Origin of the sequence: Arthrobacter sp. zg-Y895 (genome assembly GCF_020731025.1) — a bacterium.
Lineage (GTDB): Bacteria > Actinomycetota > Actinomycetes > Actinomycetales > Micrococcaceae > Arthrobacter_B.
Genome location: NZ_JAJFZY010000003.1, coordinates 760843 through 773047 on the forward strand (window position 1 = coordinate 760843; position 12205 = coordinate 773047).

At 65.0% G+C, this 12205-nt stretch carries 13 protein-coding genes; all 13 read right to left on the reverse strand.

The annotated features are described in order from the left end of the window. Positions 1-31: 31 nt before the first annotated feature. The 13 genes from LJ760_RS05350 to LJ760_RS05410 all read right to left on the reverse strand — a co-directional run bounded on the left by LJ760_RS05350 (position 32) and on the right by LJ760_RS05410 (position 12197). Positions 32-652, reverse strand: a complete 621-nt coding sequence (locus LJ760_RS05350; protein ID WP_227920292.1) for a cell division protein CrgA — start codon at positions 650-652, stop codon at positions 32-34. Positions 653-721: 69 nt separating this feature from the next. Further along, positions 722-2104 (reverse strand): replicative DNA helicase, encoded by a 1383-nt coding sequence (gene dnaB / locus LJ760_RS05355; RefSeq protein ID WP_227920294.1) that lies wholly within the window; start codon positions 2102-2104, stop codon positions 722-724. A gap of 576 nt (positions 2105-2680) precedes the next feature. Next, the gene (gene rplI / locus LJ760_RS05360; protein ID WP_146359901.1) at positions 2681-3130 is read right to left on the reverse strand and encodes a 50S ribosomal protein L9; all 450 of its coding nucleotides are present in this window, start codon (positions 3128-3130) and stop codon (positions 2681-2683) included. Positions 3131-3148: 18 nt separating this feature from the next. Next, on the reverse strand, positions 3149-3388 hold the full coding sequence (gene rpsR, locus LJ760_RS05365; RefSeq protein WP_007269381.1) for a 30S ribosomal protein S18: 240 nt from the start codon (positions 3386-3388) through the stop codon (positions 3149-3151). A gap of 150 nt (positions 3389-3538) precedes the next feature. Further along, positions 3539-4105 (reverse strand): single-stranded DNA-binding protein, encoded by a 567-nt coding sequence (locus LJ760_RS05370; RefSeq protein ID WP_227920296.1) that lies wholly within the window; start codon positions 4103-4105, stop codon positions 3539-3541. Positions 4106-4139: 34 nt separating this feature from the next. Continuing rightward, a complete protein-coding gene (rpsF, locus tag LJ760_RS05375; protein WP_227920298.1) occupies positions 4140-4490 on the reverse strand; it encodes a 30S ribosomal protein S6 in 351 nt (116 codons plus the stop codon). Positions 4491-4692: 202 nt separating this feature from the next. Further along, positions 4693-5973 (reverse strand): M18 family aminopeptidase, encoded by a 1281-nt coding sequence (locus LJ760_RS05380; RefSeq protein ID WP_227920307.1) that lies wholly within the window; start codon positions 5971-5973, stop codon positions 4693-4695. 169 nt (positions 5974-6142) lie between these two features. Continuing rightward, positions 6143-7021, reverse strand: a complete 879-nt coding sequence (locus tag LJ760_RS05385; protein WP_227920309.1) for an ABC transporter permease — start codon at positions 7019-7021, stop codon at positions 6143-6145. A 4-nt stretch (positions 7022-7025) separates the two neighbouring features. Further along, entirely contained in the window at positions 7026-7979 is a 954-nt protein-coding gene (locus LJ760_RS05390) for an ABC transporter ATP-binding protein (RefSeq protein WP_227920312.1), read from the reverse strand. A 113-nt stretch (positions 7980-8092) separates the two neighbouring features. Further along, a complete protein-coding gene (locus tag LJ760_RS05395) occupies positions 8093-9025 on the reverse strand; it encodes an ABC transporter ATP-binding protein (protein WP_227920314.1) in 933 nt (310 codons plus the stop codon). Between the two features lie 32 nt (positions 9026-9057). Then, complete coding sequence (locus LJ760_RS05400) at positions 9058-9900, reverse strand: ABC transporter permease (protein ID WP_227920315.1); 843 nt, start codon at positions 9898-9900, stop codon at positions 9058-9060. Continuing rightward, positions 9897-10898, reverse strand: a complete 1002-nt coding sequence (locus LJ760_RS05405) for an ATP-binding cassette domain-containing protein (protein ID WP_227920316.1) — start codon at positions 10896-10898, stop codon at positions 9897-9899. The genes LJ760_RS05400 and LJ760_RS05405 overlap by 4 nt, the downstream gene beginning before the upstream one ends. A 66-nt stretch (positions 10899-10964) precedes the next feature. Next, positions 10965-12197: an MFS transporter gene (locus LJ760_RS05410; protein WP_442860634.1), complete on the reverse strand. Its 1233-nt coding sequence runs from the start codon at positions 12195-12197 to the stop codon at positions 10965-10967. Positions 12198-12205 lie beyond the last annotated feature (8 nt).

Here is a 12205-nt window from a genome sequence, read left to right on the forward strand (position 1 = left end):
GCACCGGCCGCGGTTCCCTTCCGGGGTCCGCTTACTTCCCTGCGCGGCCGGCCAGGATGGACCGGTAGGCGTATTCAGTAAGCCTGCCGTCCTGCACGGCCTGCTCCACGGCAGCAAATGAGCGTGCACCGGCGTCGTTGCTGTACGGGAAATGGATGAGTTCGGCTATGAGCTCCCATTCCTCGGTGATGGAGTCAATGAGATCATCCGGGGTTTCCTCGGCGGACGGACCGCCGCCCAGGACCGTCCACGCGTCGTCGGGCACCCGGTAGGCCTGCAGCCGGTCCAGGTCCGCCTCGAGTGCCTCAAGGGAGTCGTACTCGGTCTGCGCCACGACCGGAACGGAGCCGTCCGGTGTCGCCAGCTGGCTGACGAAGGTGCTCTCGGAGGACGGGTAGATGGAGGTGGGGACGGGTTCGCCTTCCTCCAGGTACGCCGGCAGCTGGGACGGCATCCAGTACCAGGCATCGCCCTGGTCCGGGCCGCCGGGCTGGTCCCGCTCACTGATCCAGCCGCGGGCGGTGAGCAGCGCCTCTGCCTCATCGCTGAAGTACGCGGTTTCGCCGCGCAGCAGGGCATTGACTTCATGCTCGGCGCGGCGGGCCTGCTTCTTCTTGGAGACGGCCTTCTTGCGGGGCTTGGACTTGGGCATGGCGGATCTCCTGGGGGAAGCGGTGGGCGGTAAGCGGTGGTAGGCGGGGACGAGGGGCCGGGGCCGCGGCTAGAAGCCGCTGCCGCCCTCAACCGCCATGTTCGAGAAGCGGGAATAGTGGCCCTGGAACCCCACCACGATGGTTTTGGTGGGGCCGTTACGGTGCTTGGCCACAATGACGTCGGCCTCGCCGGCACGCGGCGATTCCTTGTCGTAGATGTCCTCGCGGTGGAGCAGGATGACCATATCCGCATCCTGCTCGATGGAACCCGATTCACGCAGGTCGGAAACCATCGGTTTCTTGTCGGTACGCTGCTCCGAACCACGGTTCAGCTGTGACAACGCGATCACGGGTACTTCCAGTTCCTTGGCCAGCAGCTTCAGCGCACGCGAGAACTCGGAAACTTCCTGCTGGCGGGACTCCACCTTTTTGCCCGAGGACATCAGCTGCAGGTAGTCCAGCACCACGAGCTTGAGGTCATGGCGCTGCTTGAGGCGACGGCACTTGGCTCGGATTTCCATCAGGGACATGTTCGGGCTGTCGTCGATAAACAGCGGCGCGTCATTCATCCGGCCCATCGTGGTGGCGATCTTGCCCCACTGTTCGTCCTTGATGGTGCCCTTGCGCAGGTCCTGAAGCCCGATGGTCGCTTCGGCCGAAAGCAGGCGCATGGCGATTTCGTTGCGGCCCATTTCGAGGGAGAAGAAGACGGTGGTCATGTTGTTCTTGATGGCCGCGGACCGAGCGAAGTCCAGCGCGAAGGTGGACTTGCCGACGGCAGGACGGGCAGCGATAACGATCATCTGTCCCGGGTGCAGGCCCTGGGTGAGCTCGTCCAGTTCGTAGAAGCCGGTGGGTACGCCGGTCATGCCTTCGCCGCGGTGTCCGGCGGACTCAATCTCGTCCACCGTGCCCTCGATGATGTCCTTCAGGGGCACGTAGTCTTCAGCAGTCCGCCGCTCGGCCACGGCGTAGATTTCGGCCTGGGCAGCGTTGACGATGTCATCCACTTCCATGCCCTCGTTGGAGTAGCCCAACTGGACAATCTTGGTGCCTGCGCCAACAAGGCGGCGGAGAACCGCCCGCTCACGCACGATTTCGGCATAGAAGCCGGCATTGGCCGCGGTGGGAACGGACTGGATCAGCTCGTGCAGGTAGGCCGGTCCGCCGATCCGGCCAATCTCGCCCCGCTTGGTGAGTTCATCCGAAACGGTGACGGCGTCGGCCGGTTCCCCGCGGCCGTAGAGATCAATGATGGCCTCATAGATGGCCTCATGTGCAGGGCGGTAGAAGTCCAGGCCCCGCAGGACTTCCACGCAGTCTGCGATGGCGTCCTTGGAGAGCATCATGCCGCCAAGCACCGATTGTTCTGCGACCAGGTCCTGCGGCGGTGTCCTCGCGAAGTCCGGACTTGATGTTGATGCCGGGGAGTCCGTATGCGTGAGCGACACTGTGACCCTTTCCATAAAGGCTAAGACGTTTCGATCCCTGCCCTGCCGGAGGGCTTGCTTATCTCTATCAGCCCGCACTGACTTTCCGCCGGAACGGCGGCGGCGGTGCTGACGGATCCGAGCCGGCGGACATGCGTCTGAAGAAGGGATTCACCGCAACCGTATGCCTCCTGCGGCCTGCCGACAAACGAGTTATCCACAGGTCCTGTGGACAGTCTGTGCATAACGCGGCGTGTCTTGTGCACAGGCTGGGTATAAGCATGTGGATAAATCTTAGTTTTTTCCACAAAAGGGCCTCTGACTAGGGCAAACGCTTGTCCACACCTGTGTAAACAAACTATTTTTCCGCCGCGCCGGACTGCCGGCGCCGTGTTGACAGGAGCTCCAAACAGGCCTAGGGGTGCCGAAATCCACAAATATCCCCCGCGATATCCACAACAGCCGCCTCAGCGGACGATGGATTGCGGGCATCTGCTGCCGGGGCGTGGAGAACGGGGGCCGCAGCAGCGGCCCCCCACACAAAAAAGCACCCTCCTGCCCGAAGGCAGGAGGGCGCTTTAGTGTCTGCGTCAGACGTTAGCCTGCAACGACCTCGAGGTCGATGACGGCTGCAACATCGTTGTGCAGGCGGACGTTGGCCTGGAAGGAACCAACCGACTTGATGTGCGTCGGGAGTTCAACCTTGCGCTTGTCGATGGCGCCGAGACCGGCGGCTTCGACAGCAGCGGCAACGTCGCCGGGCTTGACGGTACCGAAGAGGCGTCCGGACTCGCCGGCCTTGACGGTCAGCTTGACCGGCTTGGCGGAGAGAGCAGCAGCCTGCTTCTGAGCATCTTCCAGGGAAGCGTGCTCGCGGGCAGCGCGGGCAGCCTTGATGGACTCAACCTGCTTCTCGCCACCCTTGGTCCAGGTCAGAGCGAAGCCGCGGGGCAGGAGGTAGTTACGTGCGTAACCGTCCTTAACCTCGATGACGTCGCCGGCAGCGCCGAGACCGGTTACTTCGTGGGTCAGAATGAGCTTTGCCATGAGTTAGGTTCCTTTCCTTTAGCCGCGGCCAGCGCCGGAGTAAGGCAGGAGAGCAACTTCGCGGGCATTCTTGATTGCCTGGGCGATCTTGCGCTGTTCCTGCACGGAGACGCCAGTTACGCGACGAGCGCGGATCTTTCCGCGGTCGGAAATGAACTTGCGCAGCAATGCTACGTCCTTGTAGTCGATGACAGTGATGTCAGCGGCCTTCAAGGGATTGGACTTTGGTTTGGGCTTGCGAAGTTCAGCCTTAGCCATCGTGGAGCTCCTTATGTCTAGTGGAGCCCGTGGATACATTTTCCACGGGATGGGCTCGACGGCGGTTGCCGTCTGAGGATGGCGCCCGAAGGCGCCGGGTGAAGGGCCGCTTCTCCCGAATGGGGGTTGCCGCTCTTCGGATGAAGAGGTTTAGAAGGGCGGATCGTTCGAATCCGGGCCGCTGCCCCATCCACCGGAGTTGCCGCCCGCAGGGGCGCCCCAGGGATCGTCAGCCGGTGCGGACTGCGCCGGCTGCTGCTGGCCGCCGCCCCAACCGGAGTTGGAGTTGCCGCCGAAGCCGCCGCCACCGCCGCCGTTGTTTCCGCCGAAGCCGCCGCCGCCACCGCCGGAGCGCTGGGTGCGGGTGACCTTGGCAGAGGCATAACGCAGCGAGGGGCCGATTTCGTCGACCTCAAGCTCCATTACGGTGCGCTTTTCGCCTTCTTTGGTTTCGTACGAACGCGACTTCAGGCGGCCCTGGCAAACTACGCGGGTTCCCTTGGTGAGGGACTCGGCGACGTTTTCAGCAGCTTCACGCCAGACAGACGCGCGGAGGAACAGCGTTTCGCCGTCCTTCCACTCGTTGGACTGACGGTCGAAGGTCCGCGGGGTCGAGGCAATGGTGAAGTTCGCCACTGCCGAACCGGACGGAGTGAACCGCAGTTCCGGGTCGTTGGTTAGGTTACCGACGACGGTGATTGTTGTCTCGCCTGCCATGAAAGCCTCCTGATATCAGTACGGGTTGCCGAAATTATTCTGCGGAAACCTTTGCAGCGTCCTTAGCGGCCTTCTTGGCATCCTTCTTCGAGATCTTCTGCTCTTCAGGGCGGATGATCTTGGTGCGCATGATGGTCTCGTTGAGGCTCAGCTGGCGATCAAGCTCGGCTGCTGCTGCAGGCGTACCGGTGAAGTTAACCACCGCGTAGATGCCTTCAGTCTTTTTCTGGATTTCGTAGGCCAGTCGACGACGGCCCCAGATGTCTACCTTGTCGATGGTTCCACCATCGTTGCGGACAACATTGAGGAACTTGTCGAGCGAAGGCTCGACGGTACGCTCTTCGACCTCGGGGTCGATGATTACCATCAGTTCATAAGCACGCATTTGTGAACCCACCTCCTTTGGGCTATACGGTCACGGCATTTCCGTAACAGGAGGTTCTTTTGCGTTGTCTCCCCTCGGCATGCAGCTGATCCGCAGCGGGGGGGAATCTGCCGACCGAAGCCGACAGCACAGACTTTCTTATCCTATCCGATTTCCCGGGACGGGATTGACACGCCGGGATCCGCCGGCCGTTCCGTCCGGGTCAGGCGGCCCCCGCCGCGAAGAACAGCTGTGCCACTGCGGCCAGGCGCCGGGGGTCATGCACGCCTGCCATTTCCCGGGCCGAGTGCATGGAAAGTACGGGAATCCCGACATCCACGGTCCGGATGCCGAGCCGCGTTGCGGTCAGGGGTCCAATGGTGGAGCCGCAGGGGACGGAGTTGTGGGACACGAATTCCTGGTACGGCACCTCGGCGGCCGCGCAGAGGCTCGCCCAGCGGGCCATGCCGGGGGCGTCGGTGGTGTAACGCTGGTTGGCGTTGATCTTCAGCAGCGGCCCGCCGTTGAGCACCGGGTGGTTGGCGGGATCATGCCGCTCCGCATAGTTGGGGTGGACGGCGTGGCCGACATCCGCGGAAATACAGAAGGAGGCGGCCATCGCGCGGGCACGGTCCGCCGTCGTCGCACCGAGTCCGTCACCGATCCGCAGCAGTACGTCTTCGAGGAACGGGCCGGCAGCGCCGGACCGGCTGCCGCTGCCCACCTCTTCGTGGTCGAACGCCGCGAGGACGGCAACCGGTGCCGTGGGCGCGACGTCGGCCGCGATAAGTGCGACGACGCCGGCATGGACGGAGGAAAGGTTGTCCAGCCGCCCCGAGGCGAAGAACTCTCCCTCGGCGCCGAAAACCTGCGGTGGCTGGGTGTCGGCGGCAACGATGTCGTAGCCGCCGATCTCCTCCGGTGCCAGGCCGGCCTTTGCCGCCAGCAGCGCCACGAGGTCGGAGGTGGACGGGTCCCCCAGTCCCCAGACCGGGTTCATGTGCTGTTGCTTATCCAGCTTCAAGCCCTCGTTCACGGCCCGGTCCAGGTGGATGGCCAGCTGCGGAAAGCGCATCAGCGGGCCGGTCTCCACGAGCCGTTCCTCGCCGGCCAGGGTGACCATCCGACCGGCAAGCTGCAGCTCCCGGTCCAGCCAGGAGTTCAGCAGCGGGCCGCCGTAGACTTCGACGCCGGCCTGCAGCCAGCCGAGCCGTCCGGTGGTGGGCCGTGGCTTGAGCTTGAAGGACGGCGAATCGGTGTGGGTACCGAAGATCGAGAACCCCGTGGCGGGGCCCGCGGCCTCAGGCGTGACCCAGGCGATGAACGCGCCGTCGCGCACCACAAAGAACTTTCCGGCCGAGCGCGGGAAATCTCCGGTCTCGAGTACTTCCGTGAACCCTGCCTCCGCCAGGCGGCGCGCGCCTTCACGCGCAGCGTGGAAGCTGGAGGGTGAGGCGCTGACAAACGCGCCGAGGTCATTGATGTGGGCCAATGCGTCAGACATGCTCCGATTCAACCAGAGCCCGTCGCCCCGGCGTAACCACCGGCCTTCTCGGACGTAAAGAACCCCCGGCACGACCATTGCCGGGGGTTGTGGAGGAATTGTTGGTTGGTTCCGGTGCGGGTGGCGGCGGCCGTTCTTCCGCCGCCGCCCGCACCGAAGTTCAGTGCCCCTAGACGTCCCGTTTCTTGGTTACGACCAGGGAAGCGATCAGCAGTACAGCTGCCCAGGCTGCGAGGACCAGGCCGCCCTGCAGCTGGGTGAGGGCTCCGTCCGCAATCGGGCCGGCCGTCACCAGCTGGGTTCCCGCGTTGCTCGGCAGGAACCGTGCGGCGTCCGGAATCCAGTCCGCCAGGTTCTGCACGATGGCCACCACCAGGGGCAGGACGAAGATGATGCCGATGGCGGTCACCACGCCTCCGGCGGTGTTCCGCAGCAGGGTGCCGATGGCCATGGCAAACACGGCGATCAGTGCCAGGCACGTTCCGGTGTTGAGGATGCTGGCGAGCACTCCGTCATCATCCAGGGACAGGCTGAGGTCTGCGCTGCCCAGGATCGGCTGGGCCACCAGGAAGGAGATGAAGGCGGCACCTGCACCGACCGCGAAGGAAATCAGGGCGATAAGCAGGTTCTTTGCCAGCAGCGCCGGAATGCGCTTGGGAACAGCGCTGAAGGTGGAGCGGATCATTCCGGTGCCCCATTCGGAGGCGATGAGCACCACCGCGAGGGAAGCGATGAGCAACTGGCCGAAGAAGAGTCCGCTGGCGGGGATCTCCGGAACCAGGCTGTCGGCCGCGGGCGGCCCGGCCTGCGCTGCGTCCGGGCTGCCGGCACCGCCGCCGAATTCATTGACAATCTGGGTGGTGCCCCAGGCACCCAGAGCTGCCAGTCCGACCATCACCACCACGGTGATGGCCAGGAGGATGACGGTGGAAGGGACCGTAGTGATCTTGATCCACTCGGATTTCAGGACCCGGAGGAAGCTCAGTCCGGAGCCGGAGGAGGCGGCCGGCGATGACGCGGGATTCTTGGATGTTGTAGCGGTACTCACGGTTTTATTTCCCCTTCCCGGAGGCAGTTCCCGCGGCGGTTAGCTCCTGCGGCAGGTCCTGGGACCGGTATTCAACGTCATCTCGGGTCAGCTCCATGTAGGCGTCCTCGAGGGACACCTGCAGGGGTGTCAGTTCGTACACCAGGATCCGGCGGTCCAGCGCGGCCTCGGCGATGATTCGCGGTTCCGCCCCCGTGACCTCCAGCAGCCCGGATTCCTTCTCCACGCCGGCGACCCCCGGACCGGCCACTGCTTCCAGGAGTTCGCGCGGGCTGTCCGTACGGACGAGGACGCGTACCTTGTTCTGGCCGGCAATAATCTCGGCGATGGGCGCGTCGGCAATGATCCGGCCGCGGCCAATCACGATCAGGTGGTCCGCCGTCTGCGCCATTTCGCTCATCAGGTGGGACGAGAGGAACACGGTGCGGCCTTCCGCGGCCAGCCCCCGGGCAAGGTGCCGGACCCAGAGGACGCCTTCGGGATCGAGTCCGTTGACCGGCTCGTCCAGGATGACCGTGTGCGGGTCTCCCAGCAGCGCGGATGCGATACCAAGCCGCTGCCCCATACCCAGGGAGAAGCCGCCTACCCGCTTCTTGGCTACCGGGCCCAGGCCGGTGAGCTCAATGACTTCGTTGACCCGCTTGGCGGAGATGCCGTGGGTAGCCGCCATGGCCCGCAGGTGGTTGTACGCGCTGCGCTTGGTGTGGACCGCTTTCGCGTCAAGCAGGGCGCCAACCTCGCGGAGGGGTGCCGCGTGCCGGGCGTAGGGTTTGCCGTTGACCAGCACCCGGCCCGAGGTCGGACGGTCCAGACCCACAATCATGCGCATGGTGGTCGATTTACCGGCCCCGTTGGGACCTAGGAAACCGGTGACCTTGCCGGGCTGGACAGTAAAGGAAACGTTGTCGACGGCGGTTTTGTCGCCGTAGCGCTTCGAGAGGCCGGATGCCTCGATCATGGGTGATCCTCACGTTGGGAAGCAAAAGCTGGGGGGCTACCCTCCACCATAGGGGGCCAGCGCCGCAACGGGACCGGTCCAAGGGATGATTCAGGGGTCCCCCTTAGGGATGACTAGGGATTTCCCCGAGGCTCCTGCCCGATATCCCGGGATTGGTACTCGACCTCTCCACGGGTCAACTCCATATAGGCGTCCTCCAGGGATGCCTGCCGCGGGGTCAGCTCGGTGACCAGGATCCGCTGCGACAGCGCCGCTTCGGCAATCCCGCGGGCGGACAGACCGAGGATTTCGAGCTGGCCCGGTGCCGGCCGGCGTATTTCCACGCCGTCCGCACCTATCGCCGCCGCCAGGGCATCGACGTCGTCCGCGCGCACCAGGGTGCGTTCGCGCCCGCTGCCGGCGAGGACCTGGTCCATGGGTGCATCCGCCAGGATCCTGCCGCGGCCGATCACAATCAGGTGGTCGGCGGTGACTGCCATCTCGCTCATCAAGTGCGAGGAAATGAACACCGTGCGGCCCTCCGCAGCCAGGCCCCTGGCAAGATGGCGGACCCACTGCACGCCCTCCGGGTCCAGCCCGTTGACCGGCTCGTCGAAGATAAGCGTGCGGGGGTCCCCCAGCAGTGCCGCCGCGATTCCCAGCCGCTGGCCCATCCCCATGGAGAAACCGCCCACACGTTTGTTGGCTGCCGCACCGAGGCCCGTCAATTCGATGACCTCGGTGATGCGGGCTTTGGGGATGCCGTGGCTGGCGGCGAGCGCCCGCAGATGGTTGTAGGCCGTCCGCCGAGGGTGGACCGCCTTTGCCTCCAGGAGCGCACCGACCTCCCGCAGGGGCGCCGTGTGGCTGGCGTAGGGCCGGCCATTGACCTCCACACTGCCGGCGGTTGGATGGTCCAGCCCCATGATCATGCGCATGGTGGTCGATTTACCGGCCCCGTTCGGGCCGAGGAAACCGGTCACCTTGCCGGGCTGGACATCGAAGGAGATGCCGTCGACGGCAGTCTTGCCGCCGAAGACCTTGGCGAGGCTGCGGGCCTCAATCATGGTTGACCTCGTTTCCGAAGGGCTCCGCCCCGCTACCGGGAGCTGATCGACTCGAACTTCCGTACCGCCAACGGGACGAAGACGACGAGCATCACTGCCGCCCCGATCAGCACCGTGGCAACGGCGTTCTGCATCGGCCAGGTGTCCGGCACCGGGGCGGTGCCCAGGTTGCCGAACAGCTCACGCACGGCCTGCACGAGTGCCGAGACCGGGTTCCAGTCCGCAAAAGTCTCCAGCGGGCCGGGGAGGTTGGAACTCTGCACAAATGCGTTGGAGATGAAGGTGATGGGAAACAGGATCATAAAGGACGCGTTGTTGATTGTCTCCGGTGATCGCACCGCCATACCGAGCAGGGCCATGACCCAGCTGAAGGCGTAGGAGAACAGCAAAAGCAGCGCGATGGCGGCCAGGAACCTGCCGGGTGTGGAGTTCACCCGCCAGCCCACCAGCAGGCCGGTACCCATCATGATGAGTATGGAGATCCCGTTGAGCGCCAGGTCGGCGTTGGTTCTGCCGATCAGCACTGCCGACGGGCTCATCGGCAGGGTCCGGAACCGGTCAATGATCCCCTCCTTCAGGTCCTGTGCCATGGCGGAGCCGGAGAACGTGGACCCGAACACCACGGTTTGGGCAAAGATGCCTGCCATCAGGAACTGGGTGTAATCCGTCCCCGCAACAGCAATGGACCCGCCGTAGACCTGGCTGAACAGCAGTACGAACATGATCGGCTGCAGCACGGCGAAGATGATCATGTCCGGCGACCGCTTGATCTTGATCAGGTTCCGTTTGGTGACGGTCCACCCGTCCCCTACCCAACGTGCCGGAAGACTGGGGGTGCCGGTCCGGATGCCGGTTGCTGATACTGCCGCGCTCATCGGTGTGCCTCCTCTTTCTCCGTTTCGCTGTCCGCCGGCTTGCCGGTGAGCTGCAGGAAGACGTCGTCCAGGGTGGGGCGGCGGATGCCGGCGTCGTGCAGTTCGATGCCGCCGGCCTCCAGCTCGGACAGGATGCGCTGGAGCGCTGCGGGACCGTCGACGACGGCGACCTCGAGCGTCCGGCCGTCGCTGGAAACGTGCGGGTCGCCGGAACCGTGCCGGCCCAGGATGGTCAGCGCTTCGTCAGAGTCCTCCTGGCGGTGCAGGGCCACCGCCACTCGGTGCCCGCCGATCTGTGCCTTCAGGTCATCCGAGGTGCCCTCCGCAATTACCTTTCCCTCATCGATCACGGCCACCTTGTCTGCCAGCTGGTCCGCTTCCTCCAGGTACTGGGTGGTCAGCAGCAGCGTGGTTCCCCGGGCAACGAGGTCGGTGATGACGCCCCACAGCGCGATCCGGGACCGCGGATCCAGGCCCGTTGTCGGTTCGTCCAGGAACAGGACCCGGGGTTGGTTCACCAGGGCGCCGGCGAGATCCAGGCGGCGGCGCATGCCGCCGGAATAGCCCTTGACCGGCCGGTTGCCGGCGTCGGACAGTTCGAACATGTCGATGAGTTCGATTGCCCGTTCCTTCGCGCGCCGGGCGGGCAGGTGGTACAGATGCCCCACCATGTCCAGGTTTTCAATACCGGTAAGGTTTTCGTCCACGGCGGAGTACTGGCCGGACACCCCAATGACGCGGCGTACTTCTTTGGGGTCGGTGAGGACGTTTATGCCGTCAATGACGGCTGTACCCGAATCGGGCCGGATGAGGGTGGTGAGGACCTTGACGGCAGTCGTTTTCCCGGCCCCGTTGGGGCCCAGCAAAGCGGTCACCGTTCCTTCAGGGACAGTGATATCCAGTCCGTCCAGGGCATGCACGGGACCGGATTTCGAGGAGTAGACCTTGGTCAGCCCCTCGGCGGAAATCAACGGCGTGGACTGTGGTGAAAAGGACATGCGTTGAGGGTAGGACCGGGACGGGCCGCCGCGCCCGTCCTTTGCGGACAGAAACGGTCCGCAGCTTTAGGCAGGTTCGGGCTCGGCCTTCTGCTCGGCAGCGGCCGGAGCAAAAGCAATGGACACCAGCATGGCCGCACCCACCACCAGCAGGGCGTTGCGTATGCCCCAGTGCTCGCCCAGGAAGCCCAGCACCGGCGGGCCGACGAAGAAGGCCATGTAGCCGATGGTGGACACCACCGATACCCGGCCCGCAGCATGGACCGGATCTTCCCCGGCGGCAGACATGCCCATTGGGAAGCCCAGGGACGCGCCGACGCCCCACAGCACGGCGCCGAGGGCGGCGAGCCCGAGGTTCGGGGCAAAAACGAAGAGCAGCAGGCCGGCGAGGGAGGCGCTCATGCACACCCGCAGCGCCGGTACGCGGCCCATCCGGTCAATCAGCCGGGCACCGAACCAGCGGGTAAGGGTCATGGCTGCCACGAAGATCCCGAACATCACGGCACCGGCGGACTCGCTGGTGCCCAGTCCGTCCACGGTCGCCTTGGCCACCCAGTCATTTGCCGCACCTTCGGTGAGGGCAGCGCCCATGACGACGACGCCGATCAGCAGCGTCCGGCCCTCCCGCCAGGCACCGAACCGGGAGGGTTTGACCGTCGCGTCGGCTCCGTGGCCTGCGGGTGCGTGCGGCAACTGGAGGAAGTTCCGCGGCACGATCAGCACCGCCACGCAAACCACCGTCAGGATTCCCAGCAGATGCAGGGACAGCGAGATTCCTGCCCAGGAGAGCAGCGCACCGATCATGGCACCCACAAACGCCCCGGCGCTGAAGGCGCCGTGGAACTTGGGCATCACCGTCCGGCCCACCCGGCGTTCGACGTCGGCCCCCTCCAGGTTCATGGCGACATCCCAGCCGGCAATTCCGACGCCGAAGACCAGCAGACCGGCACCGGTCAGCGGAATCGACCCCAGGCTGAGTCCGGCGGCGATGGCCAGGGAGGCTATCGACGTCGTAATTCCCCCGGCGCGCACGGTGCCTGCGGTGCCGATGCGCTGCGCCACCGAACCGGCCAGCGGCAGCGCGGCCACGGATCCGATGGCCGAGAACAGCAGGAGCAGGCCAACACCGGCGGCGCCGATTCCCAGATCCTCGGCGGCGGCGGGAATACGGGCTGCCCAGCTGGCGAACACGAGGCCGTTGAGGCCGAAAATCACGAAGACGGCAACGAGTGCCTTATTCAGGCCGGTTTCGTGGCGGAGGGCGGCATCATGGAGGGGCTGCGCACTGTTTTCGTTCACGCCAGTAT